General features: G+C 57.2%; 19 protein-coding genes. 10 read left to right on the forward strand and 9 right to left on the reverse strand.

Annotated elements, in window-relative coordinates; translation table 11 throughout:
- The first annotated feature begins 129 nt into the window (after positions 1 to 129).
- The 4 genes from D2E23_RS03170 (at position 130) to D2E23_RS03185 (ending at position 4,424) form a co-directional block, all read left to right on the forward strand.
- Complete coding sequence (locus D2E23_RS03170; protein ID WP_126029548.1) at positions 130 to 1,107, forward strand: hypothetical protein; 978 nt, start codon at positions 130 to 132, stop codon at positions 1,105 to 1,107.
- Entirely contained in the window at positions 1,104 to 2,066 is a 963-nt protein-coding gene (locus D2E23_RS03175) for a hypothetical protein (protein WP_126029549.1), read from the forward strand. Before D2E23_RS03170 ends, D2E23_RS03175 begins: the two co-directional genes overlap by 4 nt.
- Positions 2,063 to 2,923: an ImmA/IrrE family metallo-endopeptidase gene (locus D2E23_RS03180; RefSeq protein WP_126029550.1), complete on the forward strand. Its 861-nt coding sequence runs from the start codon at positions 2,063 to 2,065 to the stop codon at positions 2,921 to 2,923. The genes D2E23_RS03175 and D2E23_RS03180 overlap by 4 nt, the downstream gene beginning before the upstream one ends.
- Positions 2,924 to 3,161: 238 nt before the next feature.
- The gene (locus tag D2E23_RS03185; RefSeq protein ID WP_420897288.1) at positions 3,162 to 4,424 is read left to right on the forward strand and encodes a DNA polymerase III subunit epsilon; all 1,263 of its coding nucleotides are present in this window, start codon (positions 3,162 to 3,164) and stop codon (positions 4,422 to 4,424) included.
- Positions 4,425 to 4,594: 170 nt separating this feature from the next.
- On the opposite strand, the gene D2E23_RS03190 is transcribed toward D2E23_RS03185, so the two are convergent.
- From D2E23_RS03190 to D2E23_RS03200, 3 genes are all read right to left on the reverse strand, one after another.
- Entirely contained in the window at positions 4,595 to 5,194 is a 600-nt protein-coding gene (locus D2E23_RS03190; RefSeq protein ID WP_126029552.1) for a GAD-like domain-containing protein, read from the reverse strand.
- Between the two features lie 100 nt (positions 5,195 to 5,294).
- Entirely contained in the window at positions 5,295 to 6,998 is a 1,704-nt protein-coding gene (locus D2E23_RS03195) for an AlwI family type II restriction endonuclease (protein WP_126029553.1), read from the reverse strand.
- Positions 6,999 to 7,078: 80 nt separating this feature from the next.
- Complete coding sequence (locus D2E23_RS03200; RefSeq protein WP_206431983.1) at positions 7,079 to 9,418, reverse strand: Dam family site-specific DNA-(adenine-N6)-methyltransferase; 2,340 nt, start codon at positions 9,416 to 9,418, stop codon at positions 7,079 to 7,081.
- A 199-nt stretch (positions 9,419 to 9,617) separates the two neighbouring features.
- Between D2E23_RS03200 and D2E23_RS03205 the strand changes: the two genes are divergently transcribed.
- The 3 genes from D2E23_RS03205 to D2E23_RS03215 all read left to right on the forward strand — a co-directional run bounded on the left by D2E23_RS03205 (position 9,618) and on the right by D2E23_RS03215 (position 14,150).
- Positions 9,618 to 10,184, forward strand: coding sequence for a DUF4365 domain-containing protein (locus D2E23_RS03205; RefSeq protein WP_164520648.1), 567 nt, complete (start codon positions 9,618 to 9,620; stop codon positions 10,182 to 10,184).
- Positions 10,181 to 11,404, forward strand: coding sequence for a hypothetical protein (locus tag D2E23_RS03210; RefSeq protein WP_126029555.1), 1,224 nt, complete (start codon positions 10,181 to 10,183; stop codon positions 11,402 to 11,404). Before D2E23_RS03205 ends, D2E23_RS03210 begins: the two co-directional genes overlap by 4 nt.
- A 715-nt stretch (positions 11,405 to 12,119) precedes the next feature.
- Positions 12,120 to 14,150 (forward strand): AAA family ATPase, encoded by a 2,031-nt coding sequence (locus D2E23_RS03215; protein ID WP_126029556.1) that lies wholly within the window; start codon positions 12,120 to 12,122, stop codon positions 14,148 to 14,150.
- A 97-nt stretch (positions 14,151 to 14,247) separates the two neighbouring features.
- On the opposite strand, the gene D2E23_RS03220 is transcribed toward D2E23_RS03215, so the two are convergent.
- The 3 genes from D2E23_RS03220 to D2E23_RS03230 all read right to left on the reverse strand — a co-directional run bounded on the left by D2E23_RS03220 (position 14,248) and on the right by D2E23_RS03230 (position 18,648).
- On the reverse strand, positions 14,248 to 15,885 hold the full coding sequence (locus tag D2E23_RS03220; RefSeq protein WP_126029557.1) for an LlaJI family restriction endonuclease: 1,638 nt from the start codon (positions 15,883 to 15,885) through the stop codon (positions 14,248 to 14,250).
- Positions 15,886 to 16,066: 181 nt separating this feature from the next.
- The gene (locus D2E23_RS03225) at positions 16,067 to 17,044 is read right to left on the reverse strand and encodes a hypothetical protein (protein ID WP_126029558.1); all 978 of its coding nucleotides are present in this window, start codon (positions 17,042 to 17,044) and stop codon (positions 16,067 to 16,069) included.
- 122 nt (positions 17,045 to 17,166) lie between these two features.
- Complete coding sequence (locus tag D2E23_RS03230) at positions 17,167 to 18,648, reverse strand: SWIM zinc finger family protein (protein WP_241227189.1); 1,482 nt, start codon at positions 18,646 to 18,648, stop codon at positions 17,167 to 17,169.
- Positions 18,649 to 18,815: 167 nt separating this feature from the next.
- On the opposite strand from D2E23_RS03230, the gene D2E23_RS03235 reads away from it, so the two are divergent.
- The gene (locus D2E23_RS03235; RefSeq protein ID WP_126029559.1) at positions 18,816 to 19,217 is read left to right on the forward strand and encodes a nucleotide pyrophosphohydrolase; all 402 of its coding nucleotides are present in this window, start codon (positions 18,816 to 18,818) and stop codon (positions 19,215 to 19,217) included.
- A 450-nt stretch (positions 19,218 to 19,667) separates the two neighbouring features.
- Here D2E23_RS03235 and D2E23_RS03240 read toward each other — a convergent pair whose 3' ends face one another.
- From D2E23_RS03240 to D2E23_RS03250, 3 genes are all read right to left on the reverse strand, one after another.
- Positions 19,668 to 20,639 (reverse strand): nitrilase-related carbon-nitrogen hydrolase, encoded by a 972-nt coding sequence (locus D2E23_RS03240; protein ID WP_241227190.1) that lies wholly within the window; start codon positions 20,637 to 20,639, stop codon positions 19,668 to 19,670.
- 503 nt (positions 20,640 to 21,142) lie between these two features.
- Positions 21,143 to 22,159, reverse strand: coding sequence for a protein kinase family protein (locus tag D2E23_RS03245; protein WP_126029560.1), 1,017 nt, complete (start codon positions 22,157 to 22,159; stop codon positions 21,143 to 21,145).
- A 218-nt stretch (positions 22,160 to 22,377) separates the two neighbouring features.
- A complete protein-coding gene (locus D2E23_RS03250; protein WP_126029561.1) occupies positions 22,378 to 22,887 on the reverse strand; it encodes a zinc ribbon domain-containing protein in 510 nt (169 codons plus the stop codon).
- 520 nt (positions 22,888 to 23,407) lie between these two features.
- On the opposite strand from D2E23_RS03250, the gene D2E23_RS03255 reads away from it, so the two are divergent.
- A complete protein-coding gene (locus D2E23_RS03255; RefSeq protein ID WP_126029562.1) occupies positions 23,408 to 24,190 on the forward strand; it encodes a glycyl-radical enzyme activating protein in 783 nt (260 codons plus the stop codon).
- Positions 24,191 to 24,463: 273 nt separating this feature from the next.
- Complete coding sequence (locus tag D2E23_RS03260; RefSeq protein WP_126029563.1) at positions 24,464 to 24,652, forward strand: hypothetical protein; 189 nt, start codon at positions 24,464 to 24,466, stop codon at positions 24,650 to 24,652.
- Positions 24,653 to 24,678: the final 26 nt, after the last annotated feature.

The raw sequence follows: 24,678 nt of genomic DNA on the forward strand, positions 1-24,678 counted from the left end.
GAGAATCCAATGACCGGTTCAGGCACGGAAACGACGCACGCGTCGCACGACGGGCCGTCCGGACGATCCCGAGACGCCAACCATCCGGGGATAGACTTGGAACAGGCCGATTACACAGGAGGTTCGTGTATGACGGAGACGTCGAGACAGGCGGTTGACGCCGACGGCGAGACGACGACCATGATACTTGACGAGTTCCGACGCGAAGAGGCAGTCCGCACCGCCCGAGGAACCGTCCGGATCCTCAAGCCCAAACGTTCGTTCGGCAGGATCGGACTCAAGCACATCACCGATTGCGTCGACAGGGCATACCGCGTATATCGGGAGAGTCTCAACGTCGAATTTGGCTTGGACAGTCTCGAGGCATGCGTCAACGCGTTCTACGTGGACAGGTTACGCAATCTCGAAACAGCCATCGAAGGCGGCAGGATCACCACCGATGCGTCCTTCGACAGGCAGGTGACGACGGCGGCGTACAACTGGGTCAAGGGCCTGTTCGGGCGTACCGACTTCGGAAGGAAACGCGACGTCATCCGAAAGCGCATGCAACGGGATCCCCAGAACCGTTTCGAGTCCCACGACAACAAAAAGTCTGAGCAACATTGGGGGCTTCGCGGAGGCAGTGCCCTGCCAACGACCACACCCACCGTCACGCTCAAGCTCGCCACGTTGCAGTATCCGATCGACATCGACTACCGGAAGATCGCCGACCCCACGCGCAAGAGGGAGCCCTCCTACGGCAAAAAAGGCCAGCTGGAAAACATGCTCGCGGGCATTCTGCAGGCCGCCGAGGGAACCCTCACGGCCACCGAGCTGCTACGTATCGTCCAGTACCGAGTCACGGTACTGCAGGCCCCACGCGTCCTGAGCATGGATGCGAATCCCGAATCCCCGCTGGACTTCCCCGACACCGGCGCGACCGACCCGAGCGACGCCGCCGACGCGCAGGAACACCTGCAACGGGAACGCCTCATCGAGGACATCATTCAACACTTCGAATCCCTCGACAGGAAGGACCTCGCACGGGAACGCGCCAAATGGGCACCCACGCTCGAGATCCTGCTGGGCGACAGCATAATCCAAAACTCCGGAAAGGCCCTATCATGACCACCCGATCCCTGACCGACATGCTCCGCCTGTACGAGCAGCACGTCGACGACATCGAAATCATCGAACCCGACGAAAACGACCTCGACTCCCCCGAACGCATCCGCAGGCAACGTGCCGAGGGCGTCAGACGAGGTCAGCTCTGGATGGCCAGAGACCACGACGACAATCTGTCCTATGTCCTCGTCACCGCGCTGTGTGATGACCCACGTATGGCCATGGTCATCCCGTTGTCGAATGACGAACGCATGGAGACCGCCGATTCGCTCGTCATCGAGAAGGGCGCGCCATTGGAGATACCCATGGTCGCATGGCCGGTGTTCAGGACTGCCATCCCGATCAGTCTGCTGTTCAAGCCGCTGAAGGAGTTCGCGCCTGCCACGGTCGACGCCATCGAGGGCAACGACCCGGCCAAGGCCGACCCGAACGATGTCATACGCCACGGAACCGATCCGGACGACGAAATGTCCGAGGCGTTCGACGAACGTGATGACACCGCACTGATCATGATCGTCTGGCATGCACGATGCGCCGATCTGCCCGAACTCGGGCAACTGGACCGTGCGGAGGACGGTGCAAGCGATGACCTCGAAGCGTACGGCAAGGCACTGCAGGACGTGCTCGGTCTCAAGCCGCAGATCCGTCTGGCCGTGATGCGCGGCCAGCTCGCCCTGAACGTGTCCCAGCAACGCAAGATGGCGAAGGCCGGCTTCCCCAAAGCGCCGCAAAAGCAGGAGGCCATACCGGACGACTACCTGATTCTGGCCGAGCAGCCGGAATTCTACGAGATCGCTGAACAGATCAACCCGGCCAACCCGCAACAGGCCCGCCTCGACATGGCCAGAAAGGCCGCCTACGGGCTCGCCGCACGCACCACCGGACACGGCACCGCCGCGCTACGCGGCGCTTTCCTCAAAGCCGCCGAACAACTGGTGAAGGACAACGGCGGCGCGCAATGACCGTACTGCCCGATCTAGGCCAGCATGTCGGTCGCATGCTGGCCATCGCACGCGACCACCACCATGAATTCGAGGAAGACTGCCTGACCGACCCCGGACTGCTCGTCGAGCACTGGGGCCGGGGTGGCGACCTCAGGATCGCATACGTCGACGCCCTCGACCACGGCATAGGACAAGACCCCACCACCGTGATCGATGACGCGGGAACATCGGACCTGTCTGGCCTCTTCACCCCGGCGCTGCCACCCAAACGGTTCAACCGCATTCAGGTCAAATACCGGGAATACGAATACACCGCCCGGCGGAACTTCACGCTCCTGCATGAGATCGGTCACTACCTGCAGCAGACGGACGACGAACTCGTCGACGCTATGTGCCGATTCCCCAGCACATACAAGGAGAAACGCTTCGAGGAAGCCGCCTGCAACAGGTTCGCCTCGCTGGCGCTGCTGCCGGACGACCACATCCGATCATTCCTGCACGCTCCCACACTGCACGCGGCCGATATCCGCGACATCTTCGAACATGGTCGTCCCAGGGGCCGGAGGGAGGGCAGGAAGGTGAGGGTGTCCAGGCCCGTCGTGGTCCGGCGCATGGCCGACTTCATCTCCGTCGGGCAGACGGTCAGTCTGATCAAGAACGGAAAACTCGAGGTCCGCGTCCACGGCGACGGAACCATCGACTACGACGATGCCCTCACCGACATCGAGCGGCATGTCGCCATCAACTACAAGCCCAAGGGCCCACGCCGGGAAATGCTCCAGCGAGTCCGTCGAAAGGACGGCAGCACCGTGCGATTCACCGCAGCCGGCTCGTACGGCAGAGACGTCTACTACTTCGTCGTCCTCCGACACTAGAGGCTTCGATCCGGCACCAAACGGCCAGCCGCCCCGGTCTCCTCGTCGAACAACGATCGGCGGCACCTCACACGTACGACACCAGCCGGTGGACCCGAAAGGCTCACCGTGGAAAGGCGACAACGACACGACAATGACAGCAAACACTACAACCCGGAACATGAATAGCACACCAAACAACACGGACCGCTCATGGCTCGGCGACGCCAAGGACGACATCACGGCGTGGTCCGAGGTCATGCCCCTTGACGCGGACGAGCACCCCATCGACTGGGACTGGGTGCGTTCCCTCGATCTGGAACACGGCATCGGCCACGCACCGGACGATCTTTCACGCAGCGGGTCCTCTCTGGACGTCCATGACCTGCTTCGACGCGACTACATGGTGCGCGAGAGGCTCGAGCCGATCCTCGCCCGATGCAACAGGGCGTTCATGACCGATTTCGACCGCGTTCTGGATTCGTACCGGCTGGCGCGCGCCCTGGCGTACGCGAACCGCAGGCTCAACGACGAGATCCTGTGCCTGATCGACCGTGGCGTGGACGAGGGCCTGTGGACGGCATCCGAGGCGAGGAGGGGCGGCGCCACCATACAGGTGCTGGCGCCCGCCGGCGACGACCGTCCGCTGTCCGACGTCGTCGACCGTACGGGTGACATCCTCAACGCCAGAGCCCGACGCAGGCGCGCCCAGCGCAAGCTGGAGGAGGCACGATTGTCCGCGGCACCCGACACGGTGCACGACGAATCCCCCAAGCGCAGCTGGCGCGACGCATACCTGCCCGGACGGGACGTGGACCATGTGCTGGGCATCGACATCGAGACCACCGGCATCGACCCGGCACGCGTCTACATCATCGACGTCGGCTCGGAACACATGAACATGGCCTCGTCCAAGCCCGCCGAAGCCGCCGGAACATACCAATACGAGCAGCGATACTACGAGCAGGGCGACGCCTACGGACAGTCCAGACTCTCGTTCGGCGTGCCCGAACGCGCGGCAAGACGCGGGAACCCGGTCATCGCCGACCTGACCGGCATCGACATACGCACACGCGGCCCCGAATCGGGACTGCCGGTCCTCGACGACTGCCCGGACGCGCAACGCGAGCTTCTGGACAGGCTCGAACACCAGCCGTACGTGGCGCACAACGCGACATTCGAGCACGGGTTCTTCATGCTGACCATAGCCGGATACGCGGAAAGCTACCGCGACGGCCGCATCACCATCATCGACACCATGCTCATGAGCCAGCGCTGGGACCCGGGATCCAAGCCGGGCGCCAACCACCCATACCCGAACAACCGCCTCGACTCCTACGCCAAACGCCAGGGCATCCTGACCGCGGACCAATCGGAACGACACCTCGGACTCGAGGACACCCACATCATGCTCATGGCCATGAAACACCACCTCACAACACTACGAGCCGAAAACCAAGGCCCCTGGGGACCCGACGGCGAACCAGGCACAGGAGGCAAACACTGCAAAAGACACCAGTGACCGGTGCAGGAGAACCGTCCCACACACCGGCATCTACTCATGCTGCCGCTTTACGTCTTTAATGCATTCAGTCGGCATCGCTTCATCGGAATCGACGTATCAAGAACCAAATCCGACCAGCTTAAACAATCCAGACAGTGAACGTACTGCCTGACAACCGCACCATGCTCCTATGCCCCTACACTCCCGGGAAACCGCATGGTGTTCTCGTCCATGCGGTAGCCGGCGGCGAGCATGTCCTTGAGATAGGCGCGCATGTTCCCGACATGCAGATGATCGGAACGTTCGGGACCGCCCTCGCATACGAGCGGCGAGTACACGTAGCAGTCGCCGTATCTCGGTACGCCGAGCCGACGTCTGGCTGTCGTGTAGCCGCGCATGCCGAGCACATGGGATTGGAAATACGGATCCGGAATGTCGGCGAGATAGTAGGTTATCGAGCCTAACCGGACGATGCTGTTGCGGAACTGCAGCGTATGCAACAGGTCCTTTCTCTCCACGACGATCAGGTCGCCGAACGCGGTCGCCAGCACCGGGATGGGTGGGCGCTTCACCCAGAACGGCCGATAGATGCGGGCGATGATGTCCGTCCAGTCGTCCGGATTCACCACCCGCAGATATCCATCGCAGAACACGCCCAGCCCCCACCGATCCCACACGTCCACGATCTGCGCGGGAACCAACGACCGCCACCGCCGATACGAGCTCGCCGGCATGGGGCGGAACGGCTGGAAGTCATCGAAACAGCTGCGGTCGTTGGGGTCGATCATAGTTGAAGACTACCTCTCTGATGCGTCTTGGGAAATGCGAAGAACTTTGCCGCCTTATTGTTGAGATAATTCGAATGAATTCATCGCCCACCATTCAAACTCACACGCCAGCAGATGCCACTTGCTTAATGTATTCCTTCCATTCAGGGGCTTCCATGACATCACGCTGAGCTTCGCAGGTTTCGATCAGTTCCTTCACTTTTTCATGCTTTGCTGATTCCCCGGATTGGAACAGGGAAATGAAATATGTCTGGAACTGTTCGAGCGGCAGGGGGAGTATGTTAAGTCGCTGCTTGACATCGCCTCTGGCATACCACACACCATGTCGGAAGGTCTCGGCGGTATTGGTGTCAATCCTCACTGCGACGAACAAGCCATACACAGGTATATTATTTTCACCGTACTTCAACACCGCATCGGATACATGACGACGGACCGGCTCTCCCTCCATAGCTTCCTGTCTGGAGGATGTGGACATGGTGACTTCGGTCAGGATGGTAAAGTCACCATACTCCCAGTACAGATCACCTTGGCCGCCGCCCGCCGTGGAGACGGGAAGGAAGTCAGAATCGAGTCGGAATCCTCGGACCTCGCTGGGATGGTTGGTCAGATGTCCAAGCGCGAGCGCGGCGCGCCAGAGCGTCCATTCAAGGTAGACCGGTGTTTCATCCTTGGGGACCTCGATGCCGTTGTCCTCGTCTGTGTTGTCGATCTTTTTCCCGCCGCCCTTGATGAGCAATGTCATGTAGTCAGCGATCTCCCGCCATTGGTCTGGCTGCTCTTTCGCATACTTGATCTCGTCAGTTTGCTGCCAGAGCTCTTCCAGTTCCTGGCGTGCGATGTTGATTTCGGTAACGGTTTTCAGAGAACGGCCATGCAGGTCATAGAGGATGTGGTTCTTCTTTAACTGCGCTTCCGTGTCGGATAGCAGGACCTTGGCGGTTTTGAGATCGTCCGTGGGCAGTGCGGCGCCACTGCAGAGTTCTCGGTATACGTCCATGATGGGACGGCAGCTCGCTGTGGTCTTAGCGAGTTTTTCCGCGAGTAAGTGTTTGGCGGGAACGATGATGAGGCCGCGGCCTTTTCGTTGCACGACTCCGCTGATACGCAGGTAGCGCATGTTCATATCGCTGTAATCGGTGAAGTTGTCGCTCTTCTTGTTGTAGTCCTCGCCACGTTTCTTGATCTCTGCGGCATCGAATCTTTTCTTGGCCGACGCTTGTCTACGCCGGTTACGGAGATCGATAATGCGTTCGACCACCTCGTTGATGTCGTAGCTGGGGTCGGTGGTGTGGCCCCATAGGGAGAACTCGATGCGACTGATCTCACTGGTGCCGGTTCGTTTCTCCAATTCGAGCATCACGGCCAGTATCCAGCGCAGTGGTGAGAAGAAGCCAAGATCGCCGGGAACCTCAAATTGTTCCAAGCTAAGCGAACGCAGGAAGCACTCTTGCTGAGCCGGATAGGTTTTAGCATTGAGGAAAGTCTCGCCAAATGGTGTCACTTGGTCCAGCGGACCGAGATCTTCCTGCTTACCTTCCTTCTTTTTGACTTGGGGATAGATGAAACCGAACCGGCCGAACATGAGACGCCATTTTCTGGCGTAGCTGCTTGTGTCTTCGGCTTTACCCGTTGAGTGGACGAGTCCAGCGTTGTTAAGCAGCGTCTGGAAACGGTCTTCATTGTCGCCTCGCAGGTTACCGTTGAATGGGGATTCGGCAAACAGTTGGAGCCCTTCCCAGATGCGCAGCGGGTTACGCAGACCAGTGTTGCCAATGTTCCAGATCGATATTTGCTTGCCCATGACCCCAGCTTACAGGCGCAAGAGGAACTACACCGTCATTAACGACGGGTTTCGCTCGCGCCTGTGCCCAGTCATGGTATCTACCAGCCGAGGAAGAAGTACTCCTCGACCTTGTTACGATTCGCATCGCCCTTGTGCTGGGTACCGATCGAGTACCGGTAATCAACGGGAACGACTTCGACGTTCTTCTTGTGACGACCCAGAATTCCCAACATTTCTTCCTTGGTCGGCTGACTGTTGGACGAGTAGGAGATGATCAGGATACTGTCCTTGAACCGTTCGATCAGACGGTCGAACGCGTCGGCGGCACCTGTGCGGGACGAGAAAGGAGTCGGGTACGACTTGAACTTCTTGGTCTTGGTATGCTCCTGCATCTGGACGCCTTGCCAGTCACAGGCCAGCCCCTCGACGAAATGGTAACGTCGTACATACTCGTTGTCAGACAAGGGCGAGTAATACGGCGGATCCATGTATACGAGATCAGGATGGTCTGCTGAAAGCTGTAGTGCGTCACCTCGAATGGACTTGTTCTGCTGGTGGTTGTCGAAGACGGCGTTGTTGACCGCCTCAACCGCATCCAGGAACTGTTCGGACAAGGACTTCTTGAGATCCTTACGGCCGTCGTCATACCGGTGCCCGGTGTAGGTGAAGATGCCGCGAGGGCGTTTCTTCGTGCATGCCCGAATCAAGGCGGTCATCGCGATGGCACGCTGGTACGGGTCATTAATGGCCTTGATTCGGGTGCGCAGCACGTCGATCAGATGGTTCTCCTCATCCGTGTAATACAGGTCCTTGAAGGTGGTTGCCACGAAATCATCAGTGAGGCAATCCTTAAGCAGTCTGCGAGCATCGATGAGAGGCAGCGTCACGGTCTGGTTTTCTACCATGGCTTTGGTGAAGGTCGCGCTCATGGCCATGTAATCGTTGCTGATGACTTGCTTGCCTTGTGCCTTGAACATGTAACTGACAATGCCTGAACCGGAGAACAGGTCAACAACCGAGTCAAACTCGAACCGGGATGCAACGTCCCACAGCTCGGTCAACAGCTTCTGCTTGGAACCCATGAACCGAGTCGAAGGATACAGCGCAACCTGCTCCGACAATTCGTGAAGGTTGGAGGAAGTGGCGGTGAGCGCCTTAGGCTCCGGCTCGGCGATGATCAGGGTGTCCTCTCCCGTGCGACTACTCGCTCGGCAGGCCACAGAACGCTTCGTCGGGATGACCTGAATCTCATACTGACCATAAAGTTCGTGAACCAACGGATGGTTCGAGTTGGTCAGCAGCAAATGGCAGCCGAGAGAGTGCAACCGAGAGAACTCGATTGCCAAGCGCGAGTGGTCTTCGATCTCGAACTGTTCCTTCGTATACCGCTTGAAATCCGAGTACTCAGACACTGGAATATACGGCGGATCAAGGAAAATGAAATCGTCCGGTTCAGCGTACTTGGCCAGCACCTCCGTGTAGTCGCCACACACAATCGTCGCGTCAGCAAGTGCATGAGAAGCGTTTCGCAATGCTTCAGCGTCACAGATCGTGGGATTCTTGTAGTTGGCGAAAGGCGTGTTGAACTGTCCCTTGCGATTAACCCGGTACAATCCGTTGAAGCATGTTTTGTTCAGATACAGCGTACGAGCAGCGGCCTCTACCGGAGGAAGAGTCTTCCAATCCAGTGAACGAACCTCAAGGAACTGCTCCTTCTCGTTTCTATATCCAGCAAGAGCGGAGATCACATCCTCGACGTGATCCCTGACCTGAATATACAGATTCACCAGTTCAGGGTTGCTGTCCGCGATCACGGCGTCCTTGGGCTGAAGCGCAAAGAACAATGCTCCGCCCCCGAAGAACGGTTCGATGTACTTGCCATAGCGCCTCGGTACCTTAGGAATCAGCACGTCAAGCATTTGCGACTTACCGCCAGCCCATTTGAGGATGGGTTTCACGCGATTTGAGCTCTCTCCTAGCACGTTGGTCTTTTGAGCCAGCAGAGCTTTGCTTTTACGGGGACGGCCAGCCCTCCTTGGTTCAAGCATACGTTCGAGCGTATCGGAAAGAAACGGCTTGCCCTCGCTAGATCGCAGCGTTCCTCGGCGGACGAGCGTCGCCACAGTCGCATTGGAGACGCCAAGAATCTTCGCTGCCTCAGCCTTGGTGATCGCTCTGTCTTCGATAGGTATGTTACGAGCGGCGTAGTTACCCAACGGCGTACGCCACCAAGCCGGTTCATCCGTTCCCCTCCGGATCAGCAAAGTGCAAACACGCTGCCATTCCGGGGTGTCTCGCAACCGAGAGAGAGAAGAACTCGGCGTCCCGAGCTGCACGAGGAGATCCTGCGGTTCGATACCGAACAAAGGCATCATGTCAAACAAGCCCTTGGCCTCGTTGAAGAACTGGATACTCGCTTCTTCAAGTAGACTGGTCATTCACTCCTCCATCGGTGACAGTGGATCTCATTAAGGAGAATGTCATACATGTCATTGTGACATTTTGACTAGACAGATCCACTAAGGCGTGGAAGGGGCGCGGTCCGACAGTCACGCATCTGTCTATTGGACGAGACGCATGTCCGAAAACTGGCAAGGCAACCGGAGGTTCTCGGGAACTCCTGTAGGATATGCAGACATGACTGACCTGACTGCCACGCGAGAATCTCATGCGAATCTCGACATTCATCGCGGTATGCCGTCCAGGGAATCCAATCTGAAAGAGCGCTTGCAAATAGGTCTGATTGAAGTGATCGCCGCAGCAGCGGGTTGTAATATCGCACAACCTCAAATCGACAATGGCATAGATTTGATGATAACTCACGAGTGCCCAAGTAAGCATGAGATGTCTGGACCATTGCATGTTCAACTTAAGGCAACTGCCAGTAAAAACAGATGGAATGCTGATCGAACAAGAATATCAGCCAAACTTAGCCATGATAGGTATGATCAATTTAGGATGGAAAATCCTGCATATCCAAGAATCATTGTCATCATGGACGTCGATCCAGAAATGCAAAATTGGTATCAAGCCAACGATGATTTCTCAAAGATCAAATATCGATGTTATTGGACTTCGATTCAAGGTCTTGGTGAGGTTTCAGGGAAAAGTGAAGTCACAGTCTCCGCTCCTAGATCTCAGGTATTTGATGATGCTGCTCTATGTACAATTTTTGGAAAGATAAAGGCGGGTGAAAAACTATGACAGCCTCACACGCTGATCTCCTCTATGCGTTGTTTGATGAATTGCATTGGGTTAAGGGAGAACTTGAATCTAATCAGGCCGAATTTTGGTATCCCTCAAGAGATAAAGAAGCTGACGGCGTTTCCGCTGCTCTTATTGTACCCAAAAACAAGGATGCAGCAGATTACACCAATGTAATTGATGGTGTACTAAATCGTCTTTCTGCTATGTATGGCGCAAAGTATGATCAGGTTAGCGCCTATATCAAAGAAGCGGTTTTCGGAGCTTATGATCCGATCATTTTGCGTGAAGATACAGGAACTACAAGTGGCTTGATCAGTTGGGCATCTGGCAGTCACTTGATTGCAAGCGCAGAAGGGCTTCTTGGTGCCGCTGCTAGAGCTGCCGTCTCTACTCAAAAAAGATTTGGAACGACGAATCACAAAGTTAAGGATTCTGTTCTCCGTGATTCATTCATGGGACAGACGCAGATTGGAAGCTTCATTGTTACCGCTTACGTTCCCTCAAACCATGCTTTTGAGGTTTCCGACTCACAAAAGTCGTCCACTAAACAAAAGGTTATTACTGGTCGCGCTGTGACGGACACGCTTACAAGAGCACTAAAGGCGTTTGACGGAGGCATATCCGAGATTATCAGGAACAACGATAGCGATAGCGATAGCGCTTATGGGATCTTTGATGAAACGGTTCAAGAAGGGGTCTCGTATGAGCTTCTTGACGCCATATCCCAGATGTCGGATACTAATGAATCTTCCGTTAGTGTTTCTTTTGCATCCTCTAGCAACTCTGCGCCAAGCAAGGTTTATGAGCTTGTTGTGTCGCCAGTCATGCAACCAATTGTCAAAAAGGCGAAGGACTATCTCGAAAGAACGGAATCTCCCATTTCCATGCGCGTAGTAGGTGAGATCGTTCGTCTGGACAATTCTCTGGACAAAGGGCAGCATGAGATTCGCATTAGAACATTTGGGAAGGATATTCCTAGCACCGTTACTGTTTTTCTCAACGCCGATCAATATGAGAAGGCTATCGAAGCTCATAAAACACAGCACGTCTTTTCCGTCACTGGTTCTCTGCAGAGAATGCAACGAGGTGCTGAGATCAGCGACCCTTGGGAGGTCAATATCGAAGATACTGTTCTTTCTCAAGACATGTCCAATGACCTTAAACTGACCGGCAAGGATAAACAGAAAATCGCAAAAGGACAGAGTTCCCTTTTTTAAGAAGTTATTATCAGCAACGTAATTTCTTCCTCCTAATGTGATTAGCTACATCAGGACAAACCGCAAGCGTTGAAAGTGCTCGAATAGGCTACCGAGGTGGTGGAGGCGTTCAAGGGCTGGAACAAACATGGGCAGGTCACAGAGCAGCACCATGATCTGATTGACGAGTGCGCCGACGTAATTCAAGCGACCGTTAACCTCATGGCCACGATGGAGTTCACCGACGATGAGATTCATCAGACCATCGAGGACTGCCGGGCACGGAACGACGCACGCGGTCGCATGACACCGACTGGAAAACATTACTGACGATCAACCATCGGGCCGCGTCGACCGTTGGAATGATGCTTGTCATTGTGTCTGTGGCTCAGACACAATGACCCCTGAAAACAGCGAATCCGGCGATAATCAACGAAACTTGCGAAGGGTGAACAATCCCTGCAATATCAACAATATCGAAGCTAATGAAGCTCTCGGGAACCGAGCGAATCAACCCTTCAAACCAACAAGGGATTACTCAGCCATGTTTGACAATAAACACTAAATCCTACAATATCCAGCACGCATCAACGTCATTGCCTACCGAGACCACTCCTGCTCCCCACCCAAACCTCACCTATAATGGCGAGCAGATTCGCAAGGCGGACTCCAGCCGGCATCGCAGTACCGGTACCCATCCGCCAATCGCCGCGAAGAACATAAAGGAGGCACTGTCATGGATGACAGCAAATACGGTTGGATCCCCTTCTACGAAGAACTGGCAAACACGATCCGCCCGCTACGCGCCGATCGAAGCGCGCTGTATAACAAGGCCAAGGAGATATACACCAAAGCGGGCATGAAGCTTCCAACGCTGGAGTCGGACGGTGCGCCCGTGGATCTGGATCCGTTCACGTTCTTCGCCCAGTTCAACAAGCGCATCACCAAGACGAACCGTATCGCGCTGGCCAAGGCAATCGCGGAATCCTTCGGTCTGAACTCCCCCGTTCCCACCGAATTCGCCGGTATCCCCTTCATCAACAATCAAAGGTCGACCTTCTACTCATTCAGGTCCGACCCCGGGCGCGGCGAGCGCGACATCGACAATCTGTGGGATCTGTTCGAGTCCGCGCTTGACTATGCGGATTCGCCGAACGCAGTCAACAGGGAATCCTTCATCCAGTCGCTCAGCAGGGTGTTGCCGCAAAAGGGCATCAAATGGAACATCACCATGGGATTGTTCTGGATTCGCCCGCAGTTCTATCTTTCGCTCGACGGCCGTAGCCGTTGGTTCCTGGGTCTTCCCGACAGCATGAAGAACACGGTGAAGAAGTATTCCATTCCGGTTCTTTCCGCCAGCATGCCGAGCGATATAGCCGACAACGCAAACGATCTGTTCGGCAAGAACGAGATGATGGATGCCGCAACGTATCTGTCGTTCGTCGAACGTTGCAGGAGCGTTCTCGACAAAGGTGGGTACGGTGAGTACAAGTACCATTCCTTCCCTGAACTGTCCAACTATGCGTTAGCGGAATCCGGTAGCGTCAACAAGCAGATCAAGGCGTTCAAGAAGCGGAAGCCCGTCGGTGATATCGATGACGTCGTCGATGACGAGATCGCCGACGAGCATGACGATGCCCTACCGGATTTCGACAGTGACGAAGACGATACGGACACGACCGAGATCAAGCAGGCCGATCCGTTGAAGGAAAGCTTCAACCTCGTGTATTTCGGCGCTCCCGGCACGGGCAAGAGTTACGAACTGGACAAGCTGGTGCACGACAATCTGCAGGATCACTACGAGCGTGTGACATTCTACGCGGACTATCAGCACGCACAGTTCGTCGGCGGCTACAAGCCGGTCATGGCGGACGGCCAGATCGAGTACAGGTTCCGTCCGGGCCCATTCACCAGGGTATTGGTCAAAGCGTTGAACGATCAGCGGAACAATTATGCACTGGTCATCGAGGAACTCAACCGCGCCGAGGCTGCGTCGGTGTTCGGAGACCTGTTCCAGCTGCTCGACCGTTCGGCGAACGGCATGAGCGAGTATCCAGTGTCGGTGAGCGAGGATCTGCGCGAGTTCCTTGTGGAAAACCTGACGAGCGAGGGTAAGGATTACCTGTACTCGCAGATCGAGGCCGGTACCGGCGACGACGTGTCCGCCGAAACCGACTGCACGCGCATCCTGATCCCGCGCAACATGTACATCTGGGCAACGATGAATTCCGCCGATCAGGGCGTGTTCCCGCTCGATACGGCGTTCAAACGTCGCTGGGATTTCCGCTACGTCGGCATCGATGAAGGCGAGGAATACTCCGACATGCCGGTCTGGAATGAACAGCGCAAGAAGATCAACAAGCTGCTGCTCGAGGCCGGCGTGAATGAGGACAAGCAGATCGGCCCGTTCTTCATCCACCGGGTCCCCGACTTCGGTGAGGAGTCGCAGGAACAACCCGGCGCGTTCGACAATGCGATGAAGAACAAGGTGCTGATGTACCTGTTCGAGGATGCCGCCAAATACCATCGTGACATCTTCAGCATCAAGGGTGTTGACAACAATGCTCTGTCGCTGCAGACGCTGTGCCAAGCATGGGATAAGAACAACTTCGGCATTTTCCGTGGGTTGGAGAAGATCGAAGAAGTGAAGAGCGAACCTGTGGAAGGCATCGGCTCAGGAGAGTCCGAGACCCCCGATGCGCCCGGCCTGACTGTGGATGAGCAGTCCGTGCCCGTGCAGTCGGAGGCCACGGCCGTCGAGGAGTGACGATCGTCTTCATATCTCCAGAACGAAGTCGGGGTCCCATCTGGTTCGTAACTACCAGTTAGGACCCCGACTTCACATTCACTTCAATCTACTCAATCTATGCCGGTATGCCGTGTTTGAATCCGTCCTCGTCAATACGCGCGGAATCAAACATGGCATTCAGGTAGCGGCCGGATCGGGTCCCGTCGTCACCGGACGGATCGGTGTACATATCGATGGCCTGCTCCGGATCCATCTCGAACATTTTGACATCACCGGCTTGGAGGTCTTCCTCATTCCCCAAAAACGCACCGACGAATCCCAACGATACCTTGCCGCGCTGCAGCAACAGACACCGATTGTCCAGTTGAGCGGAAGAAGCCCCCTCCCCCGAAGGGATTCTTCCCGGAATAAGGAATGCGTTGCCCAACACCCTGATCCCGGAACCTCGCTCACTGATCGCCATCATGTAGAAGTACTGTTTGATGACGTCGCCAATGCCGGGCATTCCGGTGATGGACTTGGCCGTATATTTCGGCACGTAATACTTGGCATCGAGAATGTACCAACCGTTGGGATCATCCTTGTTGATCACATCGGGAATCAGCGTATGCGGATCGGCGTTGCCGTAACCGTCACGGTCATCGGCCTCGGCTTCGTCGTCCCCCTGTTCCGCTTCCACGGCCTTACGATCATCGCCATCCGACTCGTCCATATTCCACAGCATGTCCTCATTGAGGCGATACTTCCAATGCGGCTTCTGCATGGGTATATCGCGACTGCTGTCGTGGAAGAGACTCTGGCAGATGCTCTCCCATACCAGATTGAACGACGAAGTTCCCTCCGCAATCATGACGTCATTCACAGCCCGAGCACGACCGCGAAGATAATCGATGAGCGCACCAAGCAGCCGCTTGGACCGGGTATCGAATCGTACGACCAATTCACGCTCCAAGCGCGACGCGAGGTAATCGGCGCCACCGAGATTGTCCAACGTTTCCACGTTGAGGGGGAAAGACTGCAAATGAAGCAGATCCCCCAAACCGCTGGAATCCATAAACGCGCAGATCTCGGATATGACGGCCTCCTGCACGCGAGCGATGAAATTGGCCTCATCACGCCTACGACGTGTCGTAACGAATTCCATATATGCAGGACGCCCACCGGTGACCAAAGGATTGATCTGGTTGATGGTTCGCGACCAGTCGATAAGACCGTCACCATCGAGTTCCCGGATACGACGAGCCTCCCGGTACGGGCCCTGCTCCGCATAATCCTGAAGCAGGAAAGCGTACAGATCCATTCGGTTCTGCTCCACCGAAATATGCAGCGCAGACGGATCGAAAGAGATCTTGTCCTGTTGCTTCGCCGCGGCACGAAGCTCATGATATCGACGTATGGCTGCAAGCACGCTATTCAATGTCGAAGTCAGCCACGGCATTTCCGCGATTTGCCGACCGTGCGGATCGTAGTATTTCGGCAGCACGACGAACACATGACGATACAAAGCGACAACGCCCACGTAGTTGAATGTCAGACCCGCATGTGTTGACGACAGCAGACGCTTTCGCCCAAGTCGCATCGACTGCAGGCAGTTCATCACCTTACTGATATCGGGATCTTTTCCGGCATCGGCTTCCTGCTCCAAGGCTTCATTTTCCGAGGCCCCGTGCCCCCACGCCGATCCGTCAATGCAGGCCTCCGCCAAATCACTCTTGGAATACGGCAGACCCTCAATAAAGAACCGCCCCATCATGCTTCGGAACCTTCCTTCTCCACCATTGGATCCTTTCGATCATCGCTCGATCATAATGAATGGTAACTGTTTCTCTGCAAGACGATACGAAATCGATCGTTCTCTGTCGCTATGCCGTCGGATAGACCTACGCGTTTCCAAAGCTCGCCTACTGCATCATGCTTAATGAAGAAGAGCGAAGTCATTCCTTCACACGTACACCAGTCGCGCCCGAAGTCAACTCTCCCATCAGCTTCTTGAGCTCGCCCCTCAGCCGCTGACGATGCCGGTACATACCGTATAGGCGCTCGCATTCCGCGCAGACGCGGTCCGCCACATACGGCTGGCATTTCCGCAGTACCTCGATCACCTGTGCGACGAGTTCCGGTGAATCGTTCTTCAGGATTGAGGAGTCGGCGTCCCGCAGCGGGACGAGCAGAATGTTGCACGCCTCCTCGGCATGCTGCTCCGCCACCACATCGAACATGTCTTCCATGAGTTCGGCGGCATCGTCGAGCAACGAATATCGGGGATGACTGCGAACCTTGCAGTACCGCCAGGCCGCGTCGCTCAGCCGTTCCGACCGCAGCAGCTCCTCATAGGAAAGCTGTCGGCCGGCGAACATCGGATCCCGATAGTACCGCTGATGCACACGCACTATCCGGCGCACATCCTCCGGCCAATGCTCTCCAGACAACGTCTTCAGCTTGCGAACGTAATAATCGTGGTCGATCTCACGCCCATGCCTTGGTACTTCGGAATCCGGAACGTCGGATGCCTTCCGACTCCACGGCAGCCGGTCGGTGACGATATAGCAGGCGTAGATACGCCGCAGACCATTCTCATTACCCAACCGCTCGTACGCAGCCTCGAGCAGCGTCCACCAGCCCTGCGGCAATCCGGGTGGCGCGGGTGTTGGCTCCGCGTCCGGCAGACAGCTGTCGGCCAGCTCCTGCATCCTTCGATCACGGAACACCCGCACGGCGTTGTCGAGATCGTCCATGGCCAGATACCCCTGCAGCAGATCGCACACCGTCGCCCACTGCCGGTCATCCATGATTAGCCGGTAGTCCGATTCCCGCATATCGCTCGAATGGTAGCGTGCGAAACTACTCCACACATACTCCAATACGGCATGGCCGGCCTCTCCATCGCCGATATGACAGATCCGCCGACTCATGTCCTCCGTTCCTACAGTCTCGCCCGTATCGTCTTTCGTCTCCGCACCCGCCGCAGTTGGCTCGCCCTTCGCCAATGTATTCATTTCCGAAGCCGCGCTCTCTCGGTTCTTGTCCTCACACGTCACCATCGTCGGATTCCTCCTCCGAAATCCTCGCCGGCTGCGCTCTCTTCATCTTCGGAGTCAGACTTATCGACATCATCCGTGTCACCGTCATCATCTGCAGCATCGTCATCATTCCAATCGTCGTCATCGAACTCAGGCGGATCCTCTACTTCCGAAACATAATCCGCAAGGCACTCACGCAGCTTCTTACGCTGCGGGAACATGCCGACGATATGCTCGGCCAGCGAGCATGCCTCGTCATAGCCGATCACAGTGTCGATCTTTCGGATCCACCGTCCCACGCGCTCCGCGGAAGCCGCATCGTCCTGCTTATAGACGTCCGAATCCGGATCCTTCAATACGTTGCGGAAATAGTGCAGCGTTCGGTCCAACGATTCGGGGTTCTGGGCAAGTACGTCAAGCAGACGAATCGCAATGTCGTCCATTCCGCCCGTCAGACAGTAATCGAACGCCTCATCGGTCAGTCGTTCTTCCCGCACCAATCGTTCATATGCCGGATTAACGGCCGACATCATGCCAAACCTACGGCACGTTCTCTGCAATCGGACTATCTCGTCCCGGTCCTCTGCCCAGTGCTCGCCGCTGATCGCACGCAGTCGTTCCACGTACACGGCCTCCGGATCGGTCTGCGCGATGACGATGTAGTACATGTACAGTCGGCGCAGCCCCTCTGCATCATGAAGGCGCTCGTACGCGGCTTCCAGAATGGTCATCCACGTATGCGGCAGCTCATCCAGATGGGCAACGTCAAAGCCCGGGACGAGAATCCGCATGTTCGCAAGATTCCGTTCGGGTTTATCCGTCGGACGTCTTCGATACAGCGCCTCATTACGCTGTTGCGTCAATGTTACGGTCGCAGCCTGTCCGGAACGCCGCCGCCGTTTCGCTTCACCCGGCTCACAGCTGCCGAGCAGATCGAGCTTCATCTTTCGGAATATCGTCTCCAGATCCGGGAAACCATACAACGTTTCGAGAATGTGTTTGATCACTCGCCAATCATCATCCGATAGCCGGGCCGAGAATGAAAACTGACGGCCTATGTACCACCTCACCATATTCGACGCATCCCGTGGAAACTCGGGCTCAATCCCCTGCTCCTGATCACGCTGCCGACGCAGTCGTTCCGCCATGGCGATCAACGTGGCCGCCACATGCTTGCAATACGCGGAATGCCGCGCATACGGGCAGCTGCACGCAGCCGACACCACCCGTCCCCGCTGCAGGCGCACATCCACCTGATAGTCGTCATTGCCGCGGACCACGGCGTGCCACAGGTCCTTCGCGATCGGCTCGGGCACGTCCACCTTCCCGGCGTCGTAATACGCTCGCCCGCGGTCATAGATATAGGACTTGAACAGGTCGTAGTAATGGCCCTTCAGGAACTCGTCGATATCGGCGCTCGACATCCCGATATCGATACCGTCGCCATCGACACTGACACTATCGGCACCGGACGTTTCCTCAGACATCATCGTCATCACACACCTCATTCATCCGATTCACTTGCCTCGTTGCAATGCCACTCCCCTCATTCAACCACACGCGTAGGCGCAATCTCGATGACAGCATGGCTCTTCGACGTTTCAATTGATCCTCAACATGTATTTGGCCCGTAGTCCCGCAACACCCGCAGTATGATGCAACCATGATCAGTGAAGATACTATTCAGGCGATTCGGGACTTCGTGAGGGAGCGTGACTGGAGTCGGTTCCATACGCCGGAGAATCTGACGAAGTCCATCAGCATCGAGGCGGCGGAACTGTTGGAATGCTATCAGTGGAGTCCGCAGATGCCGCCGCTTGATGAGGAGCATGTTCGCGAGGAGCTTGCCGACGTGCTCATCTACTGCATCATGCTCGCCGATCGACTCGGCGTGGATATGGACGACATCGTCACGGCCAAGCTGGCGAAGACTCGCGCCAAGTATCCGGCGAGCGCGGTGCGGGATCATCCCGACGAGGCCATCAGACGGCATTGGGCAGCGCGCGGCGAATCGGCCGGCGGTGGTGTAAGCGCGAGCGAAAACGAAGACAGATCCGCGAATTAGTCAGGAAATAACTCTTCGGTCTCATCCTACGTCCGCGGGAAGCTGGACATGGTTCGACACGTGTCGTCTTGGATATAGACGTTTTCACCTACTACTGTGCCTATCCACGCTTCGCTAGGCGGTTGGAGAGTTTGGCAAGTATCTATCCCCTGTTCGCTAGGTTCTTCCCAAAATAGACTGCCGCAAGAAGAGCTGCCTTTGCTCTTAAAACAATGAGGAATATCCGAAACCATGCGCTTGTCGCTCGGTCGTTGAGTCCAACCTATTTCAGCAAGTGCCTAGGGAAACGGGGTTAGGCGTCGGCTTGGCCTATCAAATGCCTAGGGAAGTGCCGATAGACGATCGCGGGAGCAATATGGAACCGTGGGGTCTTGCTGATCGCTGCCCTTTTGCCGTATTCGCTCGGACTACCGACACATGTCCCGCTCCGCCGTTGTCTCTCTGCCCCGATTACCGCAGCTGCGGGTCCGCGAAGCGACGGTTCTCCAGGACGGGGAGGGAGCGGCGGGCTTCGACAAGCACGGTTCGGTCCAACGTGGCGGTGATCATCTCCGCGCTCGAATTCCCAGCCCGCGCGATCACCTCGCCCAAGGGGCCGATGATACGGCTGCATCCGATGTTGCGTTTGCTCACCTCGCTGCAGGCCAGCACGTAGCAGGTGTTCTCCACGGCCCTGGCCGCGGTCATCAGCGCCCAGTGGTACTCCTTCGCGGGACCCCGCACCCATGCGGCGCTTACCACGATCGCATCCGCGCCCCGCACGGCCAGCGAGCGCGCGGTTTCGGGGAAGCGCACGTCGTAGCAGGTCATCACGCCGATCTTCCATCCATCAATGTCCACGATCGGCGGCAGTTCGTTTCCGGGACGCACCACATCGGATTCCCACGCCGAGAACGCGTCATAAAGGTGCAGCTTGCGGTAGGAGGCGGCGATCCCGCCATCGCGGATCACCAAGAACATGTTGGAGACCCGGGAGCCTCGGCCGACCGCCGGTTCTTGTCCGGCAGAGCCAGTTTCAGCCCGCTCTTTCTCCGGTTTCTCCGGCGCCGGCCCGTTTGCCATGTGGTTTTCACTCACCACGACCGTATTCCCGGAGACATTGCCTACCTCGTCTGGGTCGGCATCATCCGGATCCCCGGCGATATGCACTGTTCCCATCAGCGTAATGCCTCGGTTGGCGCTGATCCGGCGCAACCCCTGTACAAACGGCCCATCCAATGGTTGGGCGTGCGCGGCGGCGAAGGCGTCGTCATCGCCATCGCGGGCAATTAGTCCCTCCGGCAGCACCAGCAACCTCGCACCCTGTGCAGCCGCTTTCGCTGCCAGGTCATCAATGATCTCGAGATTCCTCTCTGGCTCGCAAGCCACGGTGAACTGGGCCACCGTCACCTTCAACCGATCAGTTGCGCTTGTTGCCATCATTGCTCCGTTCCGTCGCACGCCATGGTTTTACGGTCGACAACCCACATGTCCCCATTGTCCGGCCGAACGCCTTGCCTTCTTTCCTGGCTTGAGGCGTCTTCCGCCGCATATGCCAAGAATACGCAGACAATTCCGTCCTATCCCCTCATGTGGAGGTCCTTTTGCCACCGTGCGATGTTCTATCTCCCGTTTTGGAGGTTCTTCGCAAAGTAGCCGCTCCCTCCGATTTCGCCGTAACACGCCTATATCCGTCAAGAAAAACAATGCTTTTCACGAAAGCTCTGGAATATTGACGCTCTTGGCACATCCTCTTGAATCGCAAGAACCTCCAAATCGGTGATTAGCTTTCTGCAGACTCGACGAAGGACCTCCAAATCGAGGGATAGCGCAGTATTATGGCTTCACGAAGTCCGTACGAACCCGATCGAGGCCGTATAGGCCATCGCGCCTCACCTAGGCACCTAGTCCTTCTCGCCGCGCATCCCCGTCGAGATTTTCAGTCATCATTGCCAATCGGCGAACACCGTGCGGAACGCCTCCGAAGCTTCAGTGGTGCTCGCGTAGGGACGCGCTAAACCAATGAGCCGTTTCATGCAACCAAGCTGGTCGGCGGTCAGCGCCAATTCGTCATACCACGCCGCATTTTTTGCGGTGCGCTCTCCAAGCTCCCAACTTCCGCCGCGCACCTTCCCGGGCTGCCGCGTCAACGCGTCGCATGAATACATGAGATAGAGCAGCACGTCGGCCAGCCGCGCATGGTCAAGATCGATCCCGCCGCAATCCGGAATCACGGCAGTCTCCGGCTCGTGAGAACCACCCGGCCTCGATTGCGGTCCGGTTCCCGAAGCATGGGCATCGGACTCCGCCCGCCCAGACTCCGGTCGCGCCGACATGTACCGCGCCAAGCCAAAGTCGATCAGCGATGCATGCTTCCCGTCGTCCATCACGTTCGACAGGCTGATGTCGCCGTGGATCACGCTGCGCGAATGCAGGTAGACCAGCACATTGAACAGTTGGGTGCCAATGCGGTAGATCTCGGCACGGGAGAACGACTTGCGTCGGTCGAACAGCCAGCTTTTGAGCGTGATCCCCGGTTGCTGGGACAGCACGAAATAGTAGCCACTGCGGTCGTTGATCACGCCCAGCAGCTCCGGGACTGCGGGATGCGACAGCCCGGAGAGGATCACCGCCTCATAGTGGTTGCCGACCGCATTGCGCTTCCACATTCCGCGTCGAAACCGCTTGAGTACCACACGGCGCCCCTCGGAATCCTCGGCCTGCAGGCACATGCCGTACCGTCCGCCACCCAAACGCCCGGTCACCCGGTATCCGCCGATTATGGCGCTTCCGCGTCTTCCAGTCGAAACAGGTACCAACATGCGGAACAGCACGGCGTCGAAGATGTCGGCCATCGTGCAGAACATTCCGGACAGGAGACGCACAACCTTGGAGGCTCGAGGGAATCGGAAGAATGAAAAGAACTTCTTCACAATGGCAATCCCCCCGATTCCTTCGTACACAGCCGCATCATCTTTTCCACAACCGGCATCGCGTTAGACGTCCAATAATCACACCTGCCGCCCGTGTAGCCGTACTCGCCCGTCTCAGCCATGCCGATAGGCACACCGCCATTCATCAAGGCCATGAAGGCTCCGAAAGCAGCCGCACAGCAGCACGGCGGCGTCACCGCAAACGTCCACGGATCCGTGAAAGCCGCAGAAAAGCCGCGGCGCCAATCTCACCGCTGCGCCGGAGCCCCGCATTCCATGCAGAACTTGGCGCCCGGACTCAGCGGCTTGCCGCAATTGCCGCAGAACGTGGCGTTCGCCGTCATCTTCGCACCGCATCCGAGGCAGAACTTGGAACCGGCGGGAACCACCGTGCCGCACTTCGAACAGGTAAGACCTGCGGCGGAACCAGCCGCCGCGCCAGCGCCCGTACCCGCGCCAGTCCCCGAACCGGCGGCCGGCAGACTCGCCTGCCGTGACGGCTGCGAGACCTGAGGCACCTGCTGCGAATGCCCCTGCGCCGGATACTGAGGCTGCTGTCCCTGCGGATACGGCTGATACCCCTGAGGATACTGGGGATACCCTTGCGCCGGATACTGCTGCGGATAGGTCACGTACCCCGCGTCGGAACTCGACATGCTGCCGAACATGCCGAACAGTCCCTTCTTCCTGTAGTACTTGCGCCCCTGATACCGATTCGGATACCTTCTGCGACTGCTCGACCCGAAGAAACCACTCATGATGCCCTCCTAACGGCTGCATGACCGACGCGCGACGCATTTCATCACGCCTTGCGCCACGCACCCACCGGCATGCGCAAGCCATCGCGCATACCCCGATCACACGTATTGTAAGCCCGCGAATCGCAGAACGAAGCGAAACATCTCCGCTCCCGAACACCTGACCCATCGATCGCCAGCAGAGACGAGGCCACGGCAAGCCACCACTGTTCCCGAACATCAAGCCCACGGTCAAACACCCAAACCACATGCCCCATCAAGGCCGATGCTATGGCTCGCATAATCCCTTCCTTCGCGCTTTCGTGAACTTGCTTACATGCGGTTTCGCCCGTCGTGTCGACGACATGTCGGCGAGCGCATCCGCACCTATCCTTGATGACAATTCCGACCAGATCGTCGGCGGCTCACGCGATCCCACGCGTCAACACGATCCCGCACGATTCCGAAGTCGGAACGACGTCGCGACGGCACTGCCGCAACACGACGTCACACACGACGACATCGAAAGGAGGTTCCATCGATGAGCGGCAGAACACCCTACGTGTTCAACATCCAGCACTTCTCCACGCACGACGGCCCCGGCGTACGCACCACCGTGTTCTTCAAAGGCTGCCCGCTGCGCTGCGAATGGTGTCACAACCCGGAAAGCCAGCTGTTCACCCCGGAGATCATGACCGACAAGGACGGAAAGATCGAGCACGTGGGCAAACAGTACACCATCGACGAGCTGATGAAGGACGTGCTCAAGGATCACATGATCTACGACCAGTCCGGCGGCGGCGTCACGCTCTCCGGCGGCGAGGTGCTGGCCATGGACCACGACTACATCATGGAGTTCGTTCGTCGACTTGACGAACAGGAGATCAGCATCGGCATCGACACGTGCGGCGTAGCGGCGAGCAGAACCGTGGAGGAGATGTGCGACTACGCCGACTTCTTCCTCTACGATCTCAAGTTCATCGACGACGACCTGCACAAGCGATACACGGGCGGCTCGAACCATCTGGTACTCAAGAACCTCAAGATTCTGGCGGAGAATAACGCACGTATCTTCCTGCGGCTCATCATGCTGCCCGGCATCAACACCGGCAAGGACATGATCGAACGCACCATGCTGTGGCTGCGCACGAACAACATCCCCGTCGAGCAGGTCGACATCCTGCCCTACCACAAGTTCGGCATGGACAAGTACGCCAAGCTCGGCCGCAAGGCGATCTACTTCGAAGTGCCGAAGGACGAGCAGATGCAGGAGGTCAAGTCCGAGATCGAGAAGTTTTACGACAACGTGACCATCGGCGGCTGAATCGTCCGACCGGTCACGCGCGGCCCATCCATCCGCAAGGCTCACCTCATAGGCGTCACCCATGGCAGACGAGACAAGCCATAGGCACCCGCCGTCACGACGGCGAACATGTTGCAGGACTGTAACATGAAAGCGTCGCCGGACACATACGGCGACATCGCACCGCGCTATGATGGCGGCGACGGCGCGGAAAACCAGTCAGGCAAATTCAATCAATCAACAATCACCGACGACCAACAACGGCGGCGACGATCCCACGAAAGGAGGCACATCATGAACGATTCGACGATCCATGAATCCATGAACGCGCACTCCTACGTGCGCCCCGAATCCGGTCCATGCCACGCGATCACCCGCATTCACGCCAACAGCAACGTCGTCAACAGCAACGTGCTGTATTCGCGCAAGCGCAGCAAGGCCCATCCCGGTGCGCGCAGCGGCGCCGAAACCATTCTCAAATAATCTCGCATCGTTCGCGCGCGGAAGCG

The sequence above is a fragment of the Bifidobacterium callimiconis genome, assembly GCF_003952005.1.
Taxonomy (GTDB): domain Bacteria; phylum Actinomycetota; class Actinomycetes; order Actinomycetales; family Bifidobacteriaceae; genus Galliscardovia; species Galliscardovia callimiconis.